The organism is Leisingera thetidis (genome assembly GCF_025857195.1).
Lineage (GTDB): Bacteria > Pseudomonadota > Alphaproteobacteria > Rhodobacterales > Rhodobacteraceae > Leisingera > Leisingera thetidis.
In genome coordinates, this window is sequence record NZ_CP109787.1 from 3,579,526 (window position 1) to 3,597,967 (window position 18,442).

17 protein-coding genes are annotated in these 18,442 nt (G+C 65.3%); 6 read left to right on the forward strand and 11 right to left on the reverse strand.

Annotated elements, in window-relative coordinates:
* Nucleotides 1-119 precede the first annotated feature (119 nt).
* Entirely contained in the window at nucleotides 120-926 is an 807-nt protein-coding gene (locus OKQ63_RS17265) for a helix-turn-helix transcriptional regulator (protein WP_264211269.1), read from the forward strand.
* 18 nt (nucleotides 927-944) lie between these two features.
* Here the strand turns inward: OKQ63_RS17265 and OKQ63_RS17270 are convergent, their stop codons facing one another.
* The 6 genes from OKQ63_RS17270 to OKQ63_RS17295 all read right to left on the reverse strand — a co-directional run bounded on the left by OKQ63_RS17270 (nucleotide 945) and on the right by OKQ63_RS17295 (nucleotide 6,049).
* Nucleotides 945-2,048: a CaiB/BaiF CoA transferase family protein gene (locus tag OKQ63_RS17270; protein ID WP_264211270.1), complete on the reverse strand. Its 1,104-nt coding sequence runs from the start codon at nucleotides 2,046-2,048 to the stop codon at nucleotides 945-947.
* A gap of 163 nt (nucleotides 2,049-2,211) precedes the next feature.
* Nucleotides 2,212-3,765 (reverse strand): polyamine aminopropyltransferase, encoded by a 1,554-nt coding sequence (locus tag OKQ63_RS17275; RefSeq protein WP_264211271.1) that lies wholly within the window; start codon nucleotides 3,763-3,765, stop codon nucleotides 2,212-2,214.
* Nucleotides 3,762-3,986, reverse strand: coding sequence for a DUF350 domain-containing protein (locus tag OKQ63_RS17280; protein ID WP_264211272.1), 225 nt, complete (start codon nucleotides 3,984-3,986; stop codon nucleotides 3,762-3,764). Before OKQ63_RS17280 ends, OKQ63_RS17275 begins: the two co-directional genes overlap by 4 nt.
* A gap of 12 nt (nucleotides 3,987-3,998) precedes the next feature.
* Nucleotides 3,999-4,157 carry a hypothetical protein gene (locus tag OKQ63_RS17285; protein ID WP_264211273.1) on the reverse strand — a complete coding sequence of 53 codons (159 nt, stop codon included), beginning with the start codon at nucleotides 4,155-4,157 and terminating at the stop codon, nucleotides 3,999-4,001.
* A 3-nt stretch (nucleotides 4,158-4,160) separates the two neighbouring features.
* On the reverse strand, nucleotides 4,161-5,444 hold the full coding sequence (locus tag OKQ63_RS17290) for a DUF4178 domain-containing protein (protein ID WP_264211274.1): 1,284 nt from the start codon (nucleotides 5,442-5,444) through the stop codon (nucleotides 4,161-4,163).
* Nucleotides 5,441-6,049, reverse strand: coding sequence for a DUF4178 domain-containing protein (locus tag OKQ63_RS17295; protein ID WP_264211275.1), 609 nt, complete (start codon nucleotides 6,047-6,049; stop codon nucleotides 5,441-5,443). Before OKQ63_RS17295 ends, OKQ63_RS17290 begins: the two co-directional genes overlap by 4 nt.
* Nucleotides 6,050-6,372: 323 nt before the next feature.
* On the opposite strand from OKQ63_RS17295, the gene zwf reads away from it, so the two are divergent.
* From zwf to eda, 3 genes are read left to right on the forward strand one after another with little or no spacing between them, the layout of a single operon-like run.
* Nucleotides 6,373-7,830: a glucose-6-phosphate dehydrogenase gene (gene zwf, locus OKQ63_RS17300; protein WP_264211276.1), complete on the forward strand. Its 1,458-nt coding sequence runs from the start codon at nucleotides 6,373-6,375 to the stop codon at nucleotides 7,828-7,830.
* Between the two features lie 48 nt (nucleotides 7,831-7,878).
* Nucleotides 7,879-9,687 (forward strand): phosphogluconate dehydratase, encoded by a 1,809-nt coding sequence (gene edd, locus OKQ63_RS17305; RefSeq protein WP_264211277.1) that lies wholly within the window; start codon nucleotides 7,879-7,881, stop codon nucleotides 9,685-9,687.
* Between the two features lie 3 nt (nucleotides 9,688-9,690).
* Entirely contained in the window at nucleotides 9,691-10,341 is a 651-nt protein-coding gene (eda, locus tag OKQ63_RS17310; RefSeq protein WP_264211278.1) for a bifunctional 4-hydroxy-2-oxoglutarate aldolase/2-dehydro-3-deoxy-phosphogluconate aldolase, read from the forward strand.
* A gap of 79 nt (nucleotides 10,342-10,420) precedes the next feature.
* Here the strand turns inward: eda and OKQ63_RS17315 are convergent, their stop codons facing one another.
* From OKQ63_RS17315 to OKQ63_RS17325, 3 genes are read right to left on the reverse strand one after another with little or no spacing between them, the layout of a single operon-like run.
* Nucleotides 10,421-11,452, reverse strand: coding sequence for a D-cysteine desulfhydrase family protein (locus tag OKQ63_RS17315; RefSeq protein WP_264211279.1), 1,032 nt, complete (start codon nucleotides 11,450-11,452; stop codon nucleotides 10,421-10,423).
* A 20-nt stretch (nucleotides 11,453-11,472) separates the two neighbouring features.
* Nucleotides 11,473-12,333: a D-amino acid aminotransferase gene (locus OKQ63_RS17320; RefSeq protein ID WP_264211280.1), complete on the reverse strand. Its 861-nt coding sequence runs from the start codon at nucleotides 12,331-12,333 to the stop codon at nucleotides 11,473-11,475.
* Complete coding sequence (locus tag OKQ63_RS17325; protein WP_264211281.1) at nucleotides 12,318-13,457, reverse strand: amidohydrolase/deacetylase family metallohydrolase; 1,140 nt, start codon at nucleotides 13,455-13,457, stop codon at nucleotides 12,318-12,320. Before OKQ63_RS17325 ends, OKQ63_RS17320 begins: the two co-directional genes overlap by 16 nt.
* Before the next feature lie 403 nt (nucleotides 13,458-13,860).
* Between OKQ63_RS17325 and OKQ63_RS17330 the strand changes: the two genes are divergently transcribed.
* The gene (locus OKQ63_RS17330; RefSeq protein ID WP_264211282.1) at nucleotides 13,861-14,529 is read left to right on the forward strand and encodes a DsbA family oxidoreductase; all 669 of its coding nucleotides are present in this window, start codon (nucleotides 13,861-13,863) and stop codon (nucleotides 14,527-14,529) included.
* A 36-nt stretch (nucleotides 14,530-14,565) separates the two neighbouring features.
* Here the strand turns inward: OKQ63_RS17330 and OKQ63_RS17335 are convergent, their stop codons facing one another.
* Complete coding sequence (locus OKQ63_RS17335; protein WP_264211283.1) at nucleotides 14,566-15,894, reverse strand: aspartate aminotransferase family protein; 1,329 nt, start codon at nucleotides 15,892-15,894, stop codon at nucleotides 14,566-14,568.
* On the reverse strand, nucleotides 15,891-16,673 hold the full coding sequence (locus OKQ63_RS17340; RefSeq protein ID WP_264211284.1) for a beta-keto acid cleavage family enzyme: 783 nt from the start codon (nucleotides 16,671-16,673) through the stop codon (nucleotides 15,891-15,893). The genes OKQ63_RS17335 and OKQ63_RS17340 overlap by 4 nt, the downstream gene beginning before the upstream one ends.
* A gap of 298 nt (nucleotides 16,674-16,971) precedes the next feature.
* Between OKQ63_RS17340 and OKQ63_RS17345 the strand changes: the two genes are divergently transcribed.
* On the forward strand, nucleotides 16,972-18,369 hold the full coding sequence (locus OKQ63_RS17345; RefSeq protein WP_264211285.1) for an aminotransferase family protein: 1,398 nt from the start codon (nucleotides 16,972-16,974) through the stop codon (nucleotides 18,367-18,369).
* The last annotated feature ends 73 nt before the right edge of the window (nucleotides 18,370-18,442 follow it).

Sequence of the window (18,442 nt, forward strand, 5' to 3'; positions counted from 1 at the left end):
CCGGGTCAACCCGTCGGGGGCACTGTTGCCAGACCGGCGCTGCGTGAAAAGTCAGCACTTGTACGCAAGTGTAAGCGATTGTACGCAGTCCGGCAGCCACATAGTGAAAGTCCGTCCCGATGACCGCAGATTTCTCCAGCAACCTGCGCAGGCTGTGCGCCGATACGGGCAGCATCGCCCAGGTCTGCCGCGAAATCGGCATCAACCGGCAGCAGTTCAACCGTTATCTCAACGGCCATGGCCTGCCGTCGGCCCACAACCTCCACCGCATCGCCCGTTATTTCGGGCTGCAGGAAGAAGATCTGTTTGCCCCGCATCAGGACTTCCGCCGGCAGCGGGGGGCGGCGCAAGCGGTTTCGGCTCCGGCGCTCCAGTTCAGCAGCTTGTTCCGCGATCAGGCACGGCACCTGCGCCGCTTCATGGGGGTCTACCACGGCTATTTCCGCACCCCGACCTGGCCCGGCCGGATCGTGCGCTCCCTGATTTGGCTGCGCGCGCAGGACGGCTGCGCCGTCACCCACACGTTTGAACGCGCCACCGCCCGCGACGGCAGCATCCGCCAGCGCAGCCGCTATGCCGGCATGGCGACGTTCCGCAACAACCGCATCTGCATGTATGAAGCGCCCCGCCGCGGCGGCGGCTACCTGTCGGAAACCGTGCTGATGCCTGCCCATCCGCAGCAGCTGTCCTATTTGCAGGGGCTGACCCTGGGAATCTCCGCAGGCCCCGGCCAGGCGCCTTTTTCCACCCCCACCGTCTGGGTCAGGATCAGCGAGAGAACCTCCGCCCGCGAAGCCCTGGCCGTCACCGGCGCCTACCCCGAGGCCAGCCCCCGCATTGACCCCAAGGTGCGGCGCCTGCTGGGAGAACAGCCGCCGCTAAGCGTGGACCCGGGCACGCCGGAACAAGGAGGGTCACGGGGCTGACGCCCGCCAGCCGGCGCTCTACTCCGGCAGCTTCGGCGCCGTTTTCTCCAGCGCCAGTTCGGCGTCCGAGAATTTCCACGGCCCCCGCACCCCGGGCACGCCCTCGGGTGCTATCTGCATCTCCCGGTGCCTGATCTGCGGATCCTCAAAGGCCTGACCGATGGTGTTGATCGGCCCGGCCGGCACGGTTGCCGCTTCCAGCGCCGCCAGCAGCCCGGTCTGCGGCCACTGCGCCAGCGCCTCCTCCAGCATCACTGTCAGCACCCTGCGGTTGGCGACCCGCAGCTGGTTGGTCTGGAACCGCGCGTCCGCCTTGGCATCCGCCAGCCCCAGAACATCGCACAGGCGCTGGAACTGGCCGTCATTGCCCACCGCCAGGATCACGTGGCCGTCCTTTACCGCCAGCACCTGATAGGGCGCGATGTTCGGGTGGTCGTTGCCCAGCCGCACCGGGTTTTCGCCGGTCGCCAGATAGTTCATCGCCTGATTGGCCAGAAGGGCGGTGGCGCAGTCCAGCAGCGACATGTCCAGATGCTGGCCGCGGCCGGTCCTGTGACGCTGCTCCACCGCCGCCAGGATACCGATCGTGCCATAAAGCCCGGTGACAATATCCGTGATCGCCACCCCGACTTTCTGCGGCTGGCCGTTCTGTTCGCCGGTGATCGACATAAGCCCGGACATGCCCTGCAGCAGGAAGTCATAGCCGGCCCGCGGCGCATATGGCCCGTCCTGGCCGAAACCGGTGACCGAGCAATAGATCAGCCGCGGATTGATCTTGCTGAGGCTCTCGTAATCCAGCCCGTATTTCTTCAGCCCGCCGACCTTGAAATTCTCGATCAGGATATCCGCGTCCCGGATCAGATCCAGCACAACCTGCCTGCCTTCTTCGGTGCGGAAATCCGCGGTCACGCAGTCCTTGCCCCGGTTGGCAGCGTAATAATACGCGGCGGTGGTGTCGCCCTCGCGCTCGATGAAGGGCGGGCCCCATTTGCGGGTGTCATCCCCGTCCGGGCTTTCCACCTTCACCACGTGGGCGCCCAGATCCGCCAGCGACTGGCCGATCCAGGGGCCCGCTAGGATTCGGGCCAATTCAACCACCTTGAGGCCTGCAAGCGGGGTCATGGGCACTCCTCCCTGTTGGTGCATTGATCATTGCCGGTATGATTAGCCGCTGCGCCATCGCCCCGCAAGATTTGATCAAATTTTTCTTCAGGTCATTTGCACCCGTTGTGCGCCGCCGCAGAACACCTGTTTCGCCCGCCATTCCCCGTGCAGTCGTGCTGCCTCAATCAAACCACTGATCCCAGCCGTCCTGATAGTAGCCCGCCAGCGCGTGGGATTGCAGCGTGTTGATCTCGGCCTCCACAGGTCCGGTATCCGCCCCGAACACCAGCGCGGCGCGCCAGACCTCGGGTGTCAGGAATTTCAGCCCCGGCGGCAGCGCCAGGTCCCGCGGTCTCAGCGCCTGCGGCGCAGCCATCACAAAGCCCCACTCCCCGAAGCTGGGCACATAGGCGTGATACGGCAGCACCCGCAGCCCGGCACCCGGCGCCTGCGGGTTGCGCGCCGCCGCCAGGGTTCCGGCCACCGACCAGTAGGCGCTGCGGGCAAACAGCGGCGAGCCGGCCTGCGTCACCATTATGCCATGCGCGCTCAGCCGCTCCGCAAGCACACCGTAAAACTGGCGGGTGTAGAGCTTGGACAGCGCCAGGTTCTTGGGGTCCGGCAAGTCAGCGATGATGACGTCAAACAGCTGGCTGGAGCCTTCCGCGAACTGCCACGCATCCATATTGCGGACGGTCACACGTGAATCCCCCAGCGCTCCGCCGTTCAGCGCTGAAAGCTGCGGATGATCGCGGAACAGCTCCGTCACCCGCGGGTCGAGATCCACCAGCGTGACCGTCTCCACCTCCGGCCATCGCAGCACTTCGCGAACGGCCATGCCGTCGCCGCCGCCAAGGATCAGCACCTGCCTGCGCCGCGGCGCGAGCGCCATCGCCGGATGCACCAGGCTTTCGTGATAGCGGTGCTCGTCCAGAGTGTCGAACTGGATCGAGTAATCCAGGAACAGCCGCACCCGGTCCCTGTAGCGGGTCACGGTGATCTGCTGATACGGCGTCGCCTCGCTGAGGATGATGTCATCCTCGAACAGGTCTGCCTCGGCCGCCGAGACCAGCCGTTCGGATTGCCCGAGCCCGGTCAGCGTGGCGGCAAAGACCACCGCCCAGACCGTGAACTGTGCCCGGCTGGCCTCTGCCCGGAACACCCACAGCGACAGGCCGGCAACGGCCAGGTTCAGCGCCCCGAAACTGAGGCTGGCCGACATCAGTCCCAGTTGCGGGATGATCAAAAGCGGGAACGCCACCGAGGCCGCCAGCGCCCCGGCATAATCAACGCTCAGCACATTCTCGAACCGGAACTCCGGCGCGCCGATCTGCTTGAGCACACGGGCAATGAGCGGGATTTCCATCCCCGACAGCACCCCGACCAGCACCAGCAGCCCGTACAGGGGCAGCGAAACGCTCTCCATCCAGGCATAGGAAAAGAAGATCGCGGGCGCCATGAAACCGCCGGCCGCGCCCAGGCAGATCTGCGCCCAGATGAAGCCGCTCATGGCCTGCCCGGCGAACCGCGACAGCCAGGCCCCCAGCCCCATCGCCGACAGGAACACCCCGATGACCAGCGAGAACTGGCGCACGGAATCTCCGAGAAGATAGCTGGACAGGGTTGCCGCGATCAGCTCATAGACCAGCCCCGAAACCGCGACCAGAAACGTCGCGGCTAGAAGCCACGCCTCGCGCAGCCGGACGCCCCCCCGCTCAGGGGCCGCCGCGCTCATGACAGGATGACGGCAGCGATGATGATCGAGATGGACAGGAACAGAAAGCCGATCAGCACCGCCAGCGCCATGTTCTGATCCTGCTCGATTTCCTTCATGATCGGAAATGGCGTGAGCCAGTCGATCACCTTCCAGACCACGCCCATCAGCGCCACGCCGACAAAGGTGTAGAACACGGTGCTGATCAGCTCAGCGGCTTGGATGGCAGAGAAATACTCCATGGGGTCCCCCGGTTATTTGACGTTGCCGTTTGCATAGCGCCCGCCGCTGGCGGCGCGGATGGATGTGTCGAGATCACGGCTCTCGCCGCCATACCCGTGGTAAGAGACAAATGCGGTGCCGGCGATGGAAAGACCGGACATGACCAGAAAGACGATGCGGAACAGGTTCATGGCTCAATCCTCATCCGACCAGTCGCTGCCGCGCCAGCGGGCGCGGCGGTGCGCCAGCGCGCGCAGGAAGCCCTGTGCACTCAGGAGAGCAAAGGCAAGCGCCAGGACATACAGCCAGAACCCGCTGGACAGGCCGCTGGCCGCCGACACCTCCAGCCGCTGCACCGGCGATGGCCTGCCGCCCCACAGCCCGCTTTCCTCAAGCTCCAGGCTCAGCGTGTAGGTGCCGGCACGTTCAGGCCGGAACGTCAGCGCGGCCCGGTTGCTGCCTTCTGTCCAGGTCCCGTCGGAATCGCGGCCATGATAGTATTCCACCGTGCGCCCGGCCTGAAAAACCGGCGCGTCCTCGGGATCCGTCAGCTCGATCCCCAGATAGGCCCAGCTGTTGCTTGCATCCCCTCTCAAGCTGATCCGGGTGAGCTGGCCGGGGGCCGGGACTTCAACAGGCAGGTCTACCGGAAGCTGCTCCACCTGCAGCACAGTGCGCCTCAGGGCCACTTCTCCCGGCCGTCCATCCAGGGCCAGAGCCGCGGCCAGGCACAGCACAGCGCAGGCAGCGGAAGCCAGTTTCACAAAACCAAAGTCCGGCCCGGCCCTGAACGGCTGCAGCGGATGCGTCCCGCGGGGTTTCAATCCGGTCTTGATGCCGAATCCGGCTTCTGCCTCTTCGACCGGCAGGTATTGCGACAGCCAGACCTCGCGCTCGCTGCCGGTTTGGGCAAAGCTGAGCATGGCGTCATCCGCCAGTGCCGTAACAGTTGTGGTCTTTTCTCCCTTCAACGGGCTCCACGTGAATTCCCCCTCCGCATAGGTGATGCGGCTGATGGACGTGTCATAATAGCTGAAGCTGCGGCCGAAGGTGTTCACCTGCGGTCGATGCTCGGCCCTTTCCACCCGATGCACCGGCATCCACACCGGGCGGCGGTAGCGGCGGCTGAAGACCAAGTGCAGGTCCTCGATCGTCAGCCAGGCATAGCCGTGGGTCGGTGAATAGAGCTGGTGATCCACCCAGACCCAGGTCCGCACGCCCCAGCGCTCCTCGTGCTGCAAGGTGCCGATGATAGTGTATTCCGCACCGAACAAGGTGCCGGTCATGCCGATCGCAAACGGGCTGGCGGGGCGTTCGATATCATTGAACCGGCGCAATGCGCGGTAGTTGTCCAGCGCGTCCAGTTCGGTGCCGCAATACGGGCAGATATGCACCGTCACCCGGCCGCCGCCAAGGATGTCCAGCCCTGCCCCGCAGGCGGCGCAGTTGACCGCTTTCAGCTCCGCGTTCCGGGTCATGCCAGCACCTCGGCCTCAAACGGGTCGTACCACGCGCCGCGGTACCACTCGCGGCTGGTGCCGTGAAACTCGCCCGACAGCAGGGTGCCGTCCCCGCCCTGCAGGTTCACGAAGCGGTAGCGTCCGCCAACCACAAGCGCCTGATCGAAACTGCCGCGCACCGCCACGCATTCTGCGTCGTCCTCTTCGGTCACGGTGAAGCTAACGCCGTCCAGCTCCACCGTCCGGCCCAGCGCGAGGCGGCCGTCATAGCGGGGCCAGGCCGCGCGATCCAGCTCCCGCTGCAGTACGATGTCGCCCTCATCCAGCGAAACCCAGCAGGGTTCGTCCCTTGCGTCCAGCGCCCAGAATTCGTCCCAGAAGCCCCGCCCGTAGGAGAACCGCGCATGGCCCAGGATCCGCAAGGTCCGGCCGTCCAGCCGGATGGTGCTGCCGAGACCGAACAGCAGCGGCGCGGCGTGCATCACACCCGCCTCTCCGGCAAGCCGCGCCTGTTCGTCCGCGATGAACAAGGTGGTGCCGCAGGCGGCACATGCGGCCATCTTGACCATGGCCGCCGCCGGGGCCACCGGGCTGGCACAATTGGGGCAGTGAAAGGCGCTCATGCCCCCAAGTCCCGCAAGCCGCGGGTCAATTCAAGCGGGAAGTTGATCCCGGCAGGACAATTGATCAGTATTTCTGACCCAATGTTTCGCGCGCGAAACATTGGGTCAGAAGCGCTGCCCTATCTGCGGCGGCCCTCACCCGGCTGCCAGCCGCGAAATTTCCCGATGGCACACCGCCCGGCAATATGTTAGCGATAACTCAACTTTAACCGGCGAAATGCCAGCCGAGGGCGTGCCGAGGCAATTGAATTGCTGCGCGCCAGGCGCCACAATGGCCAGGCCCCGGCCCTCCCCGGCCCCACTGGAACAGCGATGTAAAATCAATGGTTTCCCGCGTCATTCCTGTCGAACCTTTTGACCTTGTGCTGTTCGGGGCAAGCGGCGATCTGGCCCGCCGCAAGATCCTGCCGGCGCTGTTTCACCGCTTTCAGATCGGCCAGTTCAGCACTGAATGCCGGATTATCGGCAGCTCGCGCAGCGATCTGACGGCGGAAGAGTTCCGCACCCAGACCGCCGATGCGATCCGCGAATTCGGCCAGGATGTCAAAACCACCCCCGAGGAAATCGCCGCCTTCACCGCGCTAGTCGACTATGTCGCGGTGGACGCACGCGGCGGCAGCGGCTGGGATTTGATTCACGGGAAACTGCGTGATGACTGCGTGCGCGCCTTCTATTTGTCGGTCGGCCCCGCGCTGTTTCCAGACATTGCCCGCCGCCTCAGCGAAACCGGCATCGCCACGCCCGACAGCCGCATCGTGCTGGAAAAGCCCTTCGGCCACGATCTTGCCTCTGCCCAGGCGTTGAACACCGCGCTCCGGGAATATTTCGAGGAACAGCAGATCTACCGGATCGACCACTATCTGGGCAAGGAGACGGTGCAGAACCTGATGGCGCTGCGGTTTGCCAATTCGCTGTTCGAACCGTTGTGGAACTCCTCCCACATCGACCACGTGCAGATCACCGTCGCCGAGAGCATCGGCATCGAGGGCCGCGAGGAGTACTACGACAGGTCCGGCGCGATGCGGGACATGGTGCAGAACCACCTGATGCAGCTGCTGTGCCTGACCGCAATGGAGCCGCCCGCCCAATTCACCCCCAACGCGGTGCGGGATGAGAAGGTCAAGGTGATCGAGGCGCTGCGCCCGGTGGACCAGTCCTGCATTGCCCGCGGCCAGTACCGGGGCCGCAACGGCGGCAAGAACGGCAGTTACCGCGACCATGCGGGCAACCCTGCCAGCCGCACCGAAAGCTATATCGCGCTTAAAGTGGAGGTCGCGAACTGGCGCTGGGCCGGCACGCCGTTCTACCTGCGCACCGGCAAATGCCTGCGGGAGCGGGTGAGCGAGATCGCAGTCTATTTCCGCGACCCGCCGCACAACATCTTCGAAGGCTCCGGCACCGTGCATGGCAATGTGCTGGTGATCCGCCTGCAGCCGGACGAGGGCATAACCCTCAAGACCACCATCAAGGACCCCGGCCCCGGCGGCATGCGCCTGACCGGCGCAAATCTCGACATGACATTCGCCGATGAGCTGCCGGAGTCAGGCCGCCCGCAAGACGCTTACGAGCGGCTGATCATGGATGTGATCCGCGGCAATCAGACCCTGTTCATGCGCGGCGACGAGGTCGAAGCCGCCTGGGCCTGGGCCGATCCGATCATCGCCGGCTGGGAAGATACCGGCGACGCCCCGCAGCCTTATGACAGCGGCAGCGCCGGCCCCGATGACTCGCTCTTGCTGATTCACCGCGATGGCCGCCGCTGGCGCAGTATCGGCGCCTAGGGCGGCCGCCCTCCCCTTTGCCCCCGCAGTTTGCTACAAAGGCACCCCATGAGCTTGAACCCCACCCTCGCCGCCGTCACCGACCGCATCATCGCCCGCAGCGAGGCCACCCGCGCGGCCTATCTGGAGCGGATGCGCGCGGCACGCGGCAAAGGGCCTGCACGGGCGCATCTGTCCTGCTCCGGCCAGGCCCACGCCTATGCCGCCGCCGGGCCGGATCAGCAGGAGCTGGCCGAAGGCACCACGGGCCATCTTGGGATCGTCACCGCCTATAACGACATGCTGTCGGCACATCAGCCGTTCGAGACCTACCCGGCCCTGATCCGCAAAGCAGTGCGAAGGGCCGGCGGCACCGCGCAGGTGGCCGGCGGGGTGCCTGCCATGTGCGACGGCGTTACCCAGGGCGAAGCGGGCATGGAATTGAGCCTGTTTTCCCGCGACGTGATCGCTATGGCCGCGGGCATCGCCCTCAGCCACAATGTGTTCGATGCTGCGGTCTTTCTTGGGGTCTGCGACAAAATCGTGCCGGGACTGGTGATCGGCGCCCAGGCGTTCGGCCATATCCCGGCGGTCTTTCTGCCGGCAGGGCCGATGACCAGCGGCCTCGCCAATGACGACAAAGCCAAGATCCGCCAAAAATTTGCCGCAGGCGAAATCGGCCGCGATGAGCTGCTGAAGGCGGAAATGGCCGCCTATCATGGTCCTGGAACCTGCACTTTCTATGGCACTGCCAACACCAACCAGATGCTGATGGAGTTCATGGGGCTGCACCTGCCCGGCTCCAGCTTTGTGACCCCCGGCACACCGCTGCGCGAAGCGCTGACGGTGGAAGGGGCCAAGCGCGCCCTGTCGCTCAGCGCGCTGGGGAACAATTATACTCCGGTTTGCGACGTACTGGACGAAAAAGCCTATGCCAACGGCATCGTCGGGCTGATGGCCACCGGCGGTTCCACCAACCTCTTGATCCACCTGATCGCCATGGCCCGGGCGGGCGGCATCGTGCTGGACTGGCAGGACTTCTCAGACCTCTCCGACGTGATACCGCTTTTGGCCCGCGTCTATCCCAACGGCCTCGCCGACGTGAACCATTTCCACGCGGCCGGCGGTCTTGGCTACATGATCGGCGAGCTGCTGAATGCCGGCTGCCTGCACCCCGACACCAAGACCGTGGCAGGCGAAGGTCTGGAAAACTACGTGATGGAGCCGTTCCTGTCGGAAGACGGCCTCACATTCCGCGCCGGTCCGGGGCAAAGCCTGAACGACGCGGTGCTGCGCCCGGCGGAGGCGCCGTTCCAGAAGACCGGCGGGCTGAAGCGGCTGACCGGCAACCTGGGCACCGCCGTCATCAAGGTCTCGGCGGTGGCGAAGGAGCACCATGTGGTCGAAGCGCCCGCCCGCGTTTTCCACGACCAGGAGGCGGCCAAGGCCGCCTTCAAGGCAGGGGAATTCACCGGCGATGTGATTGTGGTGGTGCGCTTCCAGGGCCCCAAGGCCAACGGCATGCCCGAGCTTCACAGCCTGACACCGATGCTGGGCATCTTGCAGGGCCGCGGCCAGAAGGTGGCTTTGGTCACCGATGGGCGGATGTCCGGTGCCTCCGGCAAGATCCCTGCCGCGATCCACGTGGTGCCCGAAGCGCTGGATGGCGGGCCGATTGCCCGGGTCCGGGACGGCGACCTGCTGCGGCTGGATGCGGTGAAAGGCACGCTGGAAGTCCTCACCACCGGCGCGCTGGAGCGCGAGGCTGCCACTGCCGATCTCACCGCCCATCAGCACGGCACTGGCCGTGAACTGTTTTCCCTGTTCCGCCGCTCGGTTGCTTCGGCCGACGAAGGCGCCAGTGTGTTTGGAGTTTAGCCAATGCGGATTAGCCCTCGGGACGCCAGCCTGCGCACGTGCGAAATCTGTGCCCTCGCACCGGTGATGCCGGTGCTGGTGGTCGAGGAGGCGGCCCATGCCCGCCCTCTGGCCGAAGCGCTGATCGCGGGCGGCCTGCCGGCCCTGGAAGTCACCTTGCGCACCGGTGCCGCGCTGGATGTCATCCGCGAGATGGCGCAGGTGAAAGGCGGCGTGGTGGGGGCGGGCACGCTGATCACCCCCAGGGACGCAGAAGCGGCCAAGGAGGCCGGTGCGCAGTTCGGTGTCTCGCCCGGTGCGACGGACGGCTTGCTGGATGCCTGCGAATCCATCGGCCTGCCGCTGCTGCCCGGCGCCGCCACCGCCACCGAGGCGATGCGGCTCCTGGCCCGCGGTTATGGCATGCTGAAGTTCTTTCCGGCTGAGGCCTCCGGCGGTGCTCCGGCGTTGAAAGCCATTGGCGCGCCGCTGCCGCAAATCTCCTTTTGCCCCACTGGCGGCATCAGCCTGAAAAACGCTGAATCCTATCTGAGCCTGCCCAACGTGGTCTGTGCCGGCGGCAGCTGGGTGGCACCGGCCGGTCTGGTCAAGGCCGGCAACTGGAGCGCCATCGAGGCGCTGGCGCGGGAGGCAAGCCAGCTCGGCAAGCGTTAAGTTACTGCAAGATCATTCAGCAAGCCCCGTACGCCCAGTGGCACGCCGGCCGTGCCAGCCGCTTCGCCGCAAAGGAGGATTATGGCGTGGCCGCGCCGCCGCCAAAATCAAGCGCGTTCTGATAGGCGAACAGCGCGGGCAGCCCTCCGGTGTGCAACAACAGCACTTTCTGGCCCTTGCGGATGGCGCCTTCTTCCAGCAGCCCCAGCAGCCCGGCAAAGGTTTTGGCGGAATAGACCGGATCCAGCAGGATGCCCTCGGCCGCAGACATGCGCTGGAGCGCTTCGCGGGTGGCGGGCCCCGCGCGGCCATACCCGGGGGCCAGGGCGCCGTCCCAGGCGAGGATATCTTCGCTGGCAAAGGGACGGTCGGCCCCCATCAGCCTGGCCAGCTCAACGGTCACCTGTTCCAGACGCGCTTTCTGCTGCCGGGCATCGCGGCGCACGCAGATGCCAAAAACGGGCGCGGCAATCCCGGCAAGACTCACACCGGTCAAAAACCCGCCATGGGTGGCCCCGCTGCCCGAAGGCACCACGGCTGCGTCAAAGCCGCGGATCTGTGCTGCCAGCTCCGCGCCGCCCTGCACATAGCCCAGCGCACCCAGCGGCGGATGGCCAAGGCCAAGCGGGATGATGTAAGGGGTGCGGCCCGCCGCGCGCAGCTCCGCGGCGCGGGCTTCCAACGCGGCATCGGCACCGGCCTCATCCTCTCCCTCCGGGTAGCTCATGGTTTCAGAGCCGAGAATCTCCGACAGGAAGATGTTGCCGGAGCTGTAGTATAGCGGGTCCATGCCCGGCACCCGCTCCTCGCGCTGCAATACTGCCTGCATCCCGTGTTTCGAAGCCGCCGCAGCAGCTGTGCGGGCAAAGTTGGACTGCACCGCGCCGGTGATCAGGATGGTGTCCGCCTTAGCCGCCCGCGCGGCGCCGATGTAGAACTCCAGCTGCCGGGTCTTGTTGCCGCCAAAGCTGAGGCCGGTGAGGTCGTCCCGTTTGATCCAGAGGTCGATCTCCAGTTCCATCGACAGCCTGTCCAGCCGTTCCAGCGGGGTCGGCTGTGACAGCAGGCTGGCACGGGGAAAGGCGGAGAGCAACGTGTCTATCCGGGGCATGGCGGTCTCCTTCTTTCAAGTCAGGCGGAGCGGACGGCCCGCAGATAGGCCTTGCGCAAACGCAGCGTGAAATCTCCGGGCACCCCGGCGCCGATGGCCTGGCCGTCGATCTCCACCACCGGCTCCACATAGCTGGCGGCGCCGGTGAGGAAGGCTTCATCCGCGGTCAGCGCCTCCTCCAGGGTGAAGCGGCGGATTTCGATCGTATAGCCCAGTTCTTCGGCCACCCGCAGCATGGTCTGGCGGGTGATGCCGTGCAGGATCTCATTGGTGACCGGGCGGGCCAGCAAAATCTTGCCGCGGATGATGAAAAAGCTGGTGGCGCCGCCTTCGGTCACAAAACCCCCGTCATCCACCATCAGCGCCTCATAGGCGCCTGCCCGGGACGCGGCGGTCTTGGCGATCACCTGGCCCAAAAGGTTCGAGGTCTTGATGTCCCGCCGTTTCCAGCGCAGGTCCGGATGCGATTTCATGCTGACGCCGGTGACACGCGCATCAGCCTTGCCCGAAACCGTTTCCTGGCTGAAGGCAAAGACATTGGGTTTCAGGGTATCGTCATAGACATAATCGCGGTCGGCCTCGCCCCGGGTGATATGGAGATAGACAAAACCCTCCTGCAGTTTGTTCTCTGCAATCAAGCGGTTGCACACCTTCAGGATTTCTTCCGGCCCCAGCGGCACCGGGAAGTTCAGCTTCTGCATCGAGGCCTGCAGGCGGCCCATATGCATGCCGAAGTCAATGACCTTGCCATCGAGCACGCCAAGCCCTTCATAGACCGCATCGGCAAATAAAAGCCCCCGGTCGAAAATCGAGAGTTTCGCCTCACTGCCCGGCATGTAGCGGCCGTTCAGATAAACGGTCTGTGTCAGGTGAGTTGCCATATCCTGCCTCCTAATACGGTTCCGGCCGCGGTGAGTCTCTGCCGGCCTTCAAATGTTTCTTTATCGCCGTCCTCGAATTCGAACGTGCCATTCTGCAGGCGGAGGACCGAGGCATCGCCCACGGTGCCGGGCCTGAGCGTGCCCAGCTCCGGGCGCCGCAGGGCAGCGGCTGCGTTCTGAGTCGCAGCACGGATCACCTCCGGCAGCGGCATCCCGAGACTGAGGAATTTCGACAGCGTGGTGACCAGGTCAAAGGCCGGGCCTTCGATGCAAAGGGTATGCACGTCCGACGAGATCGTGTCCGGCCAGAACCCGTGGGCCAGCATCTGCCGCGCCACCCGGACCGAGAACGAAGACATGCCGTGACCGACGTCGAATATCACCCCGCGGCGGCGTGCTTCCAGCACTGCCGGGCGCACCCCGCCCTTGCCGGTGAGCGGCGCATTCGGGAAAGGGCGGAAGCAATGGGTCAGCACGTCGCCCCTGCGCAGCCGGCTGACCACCTCGTCATAAGACGGCGGCGGATCATCGATATGGACCATCAGCGGCAGGCCGGCCGCCTCGGCCACCTGCAGGGCAAACTCAAACGGCGCCATGCCGTGGATGCCGGAGGTCCAGGCCCCCAGCCGCACCTTGATACCGATGATGGTGCCAGGGTTGGCCTTGGCCGCCTCCAGCGCGGTCAGCGGGTCCATCAGCCGCATTTCCTCGCTTTCGCCGACCATGACGCGGTTGGAAAAGGCATAGATGCCGGCGTGGGAGATATGCAGATAGACGAGGATCCGCGCCTCGGCCTTGTCGATCACATGGGCTTGAAAGCCTGCGAAATTGCCCGGGCCGGCGGAACCGGTGTCCACCAGCGTCGTCACCGCGCTGGATTTGGCATAGTCATCCGCGGCCACCCCGATCGAGGTGCCGCCCCAGTAGACATGGGTGTGCATGTCAATGAGCCCCGGGGTGATCAGGCAGCCGGAAACGTCCTCGACCCGCTTTGCGGTGCCGCTGATGCTGGCGGAGACCCTGGCCACCTTGCCATCGGCAAAGGCAAGCTCCATCGGCGCGTCAATATCCTGCACAGGATCAATCAGATGCCCGCCGCGCAGGATCAGGTCATAATCCGCCATCCGCCAATCCTCCCTGCCCCGCGCGCGTCCGGCGCAGACCGACTTTGGCGCTGCCGCCTGGCAGGTCAACAGAAATCTGCGCCGGGACTGGCTTCGCAGGCCATCACGTCCCGAAACGGTCCAGGCCCTTTCGGGAGGTGCGCCGCACCTGCCAGCCGCGGCGGGCCATCCCTATGCCCCATGCGCAGGTGGCGGCGTTGGAAACCTCTGACCGGCCGCGGGGCGCCTTCGGGCAGCTTGCAAAAGCCGCGTGTCCAGGGCCATTGGGGGGAGACCACGGGCGAGAAGGCATTGCCTTCGGGGATGGTGAACTCATATGCGGCATCCCGGTTGCGCCGGTTGCGTTCCGGATCCGCCGCCCCCATGTCCCTTGCAAGACACAGGAAGACAAAGGACCCGCCCCATGGCCGACCGCTCAAACCGTCCCGCCCTGCGGGTCGATATCATTTCAGACGTGGTCTGCCCCTGGTGCGCGGTGGGCTACGGCCAGCTGGCGTTTGCAGCCCGCCGCGCAGGCGTGGCATTGGACATCCACTGGCAGCCGTTTGAGCTGAACCCGGACATGGTGCCGGAGGGCGAAGACCTGCGCGAGCATCTGGCCGCGAAATACGGCAGCACGGCGGAGCAGTCGGCGCAGGTGCGGGCGCAGCTGACGGAGCTGGGGGCGGCCCTGGGCTTCAGCTTCCGGTTCTTCGACGGGATGCGGATCTACAACACGTTCCAGGCGCATCAGCTGATCGAATGGGCCGGGGAAAGCGGCAAGGGGCATGAGATGAAGCAGGCGCTGCTGAGCGCCTATTTCACCGATGGCAAGAATGTCTCGGATTCTGAGGTGCTGGTGGAGACCGCCGAAAGCCTCGGCCTGAACGGCGCCGATGCACGGGCAGCGCTGGAGAGCGGCAGACATGCTGACAACGTGCGCCAGCGCGAGGCCTTCTGGGTACAGCAAGGCATCCGCGGCGTGCCTGCCATGGTGTTCAATGGCCGCCACCTGGTGACCGGTGCGCAAGGGGTGGAGACATACGCCAGCATCCTGGAGCAGCTTGGGTCTGCTGACAGTGAGTCTCGCTGAGGGCGGACCGGCGGATAGGCCGGTGTTCAGTGCGGTTCACCCCTGCGGCAGGCATTGGGTGATGGCGGTTTCCAGCTTATCCACCACCTCGGCGATCTGCTCGTCGGTGATGATGAACGGCGGCGCCAGCAGGATGTGGTCGCCGTTCTGGCCGTCGCGGGTGCCGGACATCGGATAGCAGATCAGCCCGACCTGGAATGCCGCCTTCTTGATGCTTCCGGCCAGCCCCAGCGCCGGATCGAACGGCTCCTTGGTCCCGCGGTCGGCGACCAGCTCAATCCCGCGGAACAGGCCGCGGCCGCGGATATCGCCCACATTGGGGTGCTGGCCGAACCGGTCCTCCAGCGCGGCTTGCAGCTTTTCCCCCATATCCGCGCTGCGCTGCACCAGACCGCGCTCCAGCAAAGCCTTGACCACCGCGAGACCGGCAGCGGTGGCCACCGGGTGGCCGATATAGGTGTGGCCGTGCTGGAAGAAGCCGGAGCCATGCTCGATCGCCTCATAGATCTGCCGTGTGCACAGCATCGCGCCAATCGGCTGGTAGCCGGCACCCAGCCCCTTGGCGATGCACAGGATATCGGGCGCCACCCCGTCCGCCTCGCAGGCAAACAGATGCCCGGTGCGGCCCATGCCGCACATCACCTCGTCCAGGATCAAGAGCACGCCGTACGTGTCGCAGATTTCGCGGATGCGCTTGAAGTAGCCCTCAACCGCCGGCACCGCGCCGGAAGTGGCGCCAACCACGGGTTCCGCCATGAAGGCCATCACGGTCTCGGGGCCAAGGCGGAGGATTTCCGCTTCCAGCTCATTCGCGACCCGCTGGCCGTAATCATAGCTGCGCTCCCCCTCGTCCCGGCCGACATATTCGTAGCAGGGTGAGATATGGGAGATTTCGATCAAGAGCGGCGCGAACTGGGTGCGGCGCCATTCGTTGCCGCCCGCTGCCAGCGCGCCAAGGGTGTTGCCGTGATAGCTCTGCTTGCGGGCGATGATATGGCGGCGCTGCGGCTCGCCGCGTTCCAGATGGTACTGGCGGGCAAGCTTGATCGCCGCTTCCGTTGCCTCGGACCCGCCGGAAACGAAATAGACCCGGTCGATGCCGCCCGGCGCGTTGGCTGCCAGCAGATCCGCCAGCTCCTCTGCCGGTTCCGAGGTGAGGAAGCTGGTATGGGCAAAGGCCAGCTTGCCCGCCTGCTCCTGCACCGCCTTGATCACATCGGCGTCGGAATGGCCGAGGCAGGACACCGCGGCGCCACCTGAGCCGTCGAAATACCGCTTGCCGTCCGCGTCGATCAGATAACAGCCGTCGCCGCCAACGGCGGTGGGCAGGCTGGCCTTGGTGTGGCGGGGAAAGACATGGCTCATGATCTGCACTCCTTGGGGGTATGGCCCCGGGCCTTTGCGGCCTGAACGAAGGCCGCAACCGAGGCGGCGTTGTCTGCCAGCAGCCCGCCCTGTGGTGTTTCGATGTTATTCTCAAATCCGATTCGCGCATCCCCTCCGGCGGCAACCGCCGCCAGCAGGCAGGCCTGTTCGTGGCGGCCAAAGGCGCAGACGGTCCAGTTGAGGTGCAGATTTGCCGTGGCGTCACGGAAGGCGGCAAGCCCCGCAGGCCGGGCCAGAAGCGGCGGACTGTACTTGCCCAGAACAAAAATCGCATCGCGCATGGCAGCAGGCACGGTACCATCCCGATACCAGGCGCAGAGCTGAGCAATGCAGTCCGGACCGTAAAGGATATGCTGCACCGCAGTGCCCGCCTCCAAGCTCACCGCATAGGCACGCGCGGCCAGCCTGGCATCCCGCGCAATTTCCCGCACCGAGACCGAGGCCGCCGCCGGACGCAGCGCCTCCAGGCAGGCAAGCTGTGCCGCCACGTCATAGAGGCCGGCGCTTTCGGTGGTGATCTGCACCATCATCCCCGGCGCGCTTTCCCGCACCGCATCAAGGGCTTCGCGGTAGCGGCCCGCATCCAGCGAATGGCGGCCTTCATCGTCGCGCACGTGCAGATGCAACGCTTGGGCGCCCGCCGCGAAACAAGCCGCCGCGGTTTCTGCCGTCTGCCGGGCCGTCACCGGCAGCTGCGGGTGATCGCCGCGCCTGCGCCGGGCTCCGTTGGGCGCCACCATCAATCCGTATTCCGCCACCGGTCTCCTCCAGGTGCTGCCTGCCCTGCCGCGACTCGCGCCCGACTGCCTGCAGCCTGACGCTTGGGACATCCGCTCTCAAGAAGGCAACTGCAGAACATTTGTTTTATCAGTTGCCGCAGGCAGCGGCCTGCCGCCTGCCTGCCCGGACCGGGACCGGCCCGGCTGGACTTAAGCAAGCATATGCTCTGGCCCTAACGAATTCCGCGAAACTGACGTTTCTGGTACATAATGCGCCTCAATGCCCCTGTAGGGTCCCGGGCAGCCTGATTCACTTCTAACGCCGAAAGGACATGTCATGGACGGCACGTTCAACGAAAACGATCTCTCCCGCGTGGTCGAAGCCGACAAGGCCCATATGTGGCACCACCTGTTCCAGCACAAGGCGCTGGAAAGCGCAGACCCCCGCATCATTGTCGAGGGCAAGGGCATGCGCGTCTGGGATCAGAACGGCAAGGAGTTCCTGGATGCGGTCTCCGGCGGCGTCTGGACCGTCAACGTCGGCTATGGCCGCGAGAGTGTCTGCAAGGCAATCTATGACCAGCTGATGAAGGTCTGCTATTTCGCCAATTCGGCGGGCTCGATCCCCGGCGCGCTGTTTGCCGAGAAGCTGATCTCCAAGATGCCGGGCATGACCCGCGTCTATTACACCAACTCCGGATCCGAGGCCAACGAGAAGGCCTTCAAGATGATCCGCCAGATCGCCCACAAGAAATACGGCGGCAAGAAGACCAAGATCCTGTACCGCGACCGCGACTACCACGGCTCTACCCTGGCGACCATGTCGGCGGGCGGCCAGGACGAGCGCAACGCGCAGTACGGCCCGTTTGCGCCGGACTTTGTCCGCGTGCCGCATTGCATGGAATACCGCAAGCATGAGCTGGGCCTGGAACATCTGTCCGGACGTGAATTCGGCATCGCGGCGGCAGACAAGATCGAGGAAGTGATCCTGCGCGAAGGCCCGGAAACCGTGGGTGCCCTGTGCCTGGAACCGGTGACCGCAGGCGGCGGCGTGATCGAGGCGCCCGAGGGCTACTGGGAACGCGTGCAGGAGATCTGCAAGACCTACGACGTGCTCTTGCACATCGATGAAGTGGTCTGCGGCGTTGGCCGGACCGGCAAGTGGTTCGGCTACCAGCAGTACGGCATCAAGCCCGACTTCGTGACCATGGCCAAGGGCGTTGCCTCCGGCTATGCGGCGATTGCCTGCATGGTGACCACCGAGGAAGTCTTTGAGTTGTTCAAGGACGACGCCGGCGATCCGCTGAACTACTTCCGCGACATCTCCACCTTCGGCGGCTGCACCGCAGGCCCCGCGGCGGCGCTGGAAAACATGCGCATCATCGAGGAAGAGAACCTGCTGGACAACTGCAACGCCATGGGCGAGCGGATGCTGAACAACCTGCGCGCGCTGCAGGAAAAGCACGCCGTCATCGGCGATGTGCGCGGCAAGGGCCTGTTCCTGGGCGCCGAGCTGGTGCAGGACCGCGATACCAAGGAGCCGGTGGACGAGAAGCTGGCCCAGCAGGTCGTAGCGGAATGCGGCGCGCAGGGGGTGATCATTGGCGTCACCAACCGCTCGCTGCCGGGCCGCAACAACACCCTGTGCTTCAGCCCGGCGCTGATCGCCACCGCGGACGACATCGATCAGATCTGCGACGCGGTCGACAAGGCCCTGACCAAAGTCTTCGGCTGACACTTCTCCCTGTCGGACGACTTGACTGCGCCCCGGAAGTTCCGGGGCGCTTTTTGTTCGGAGGCTCAAGTAC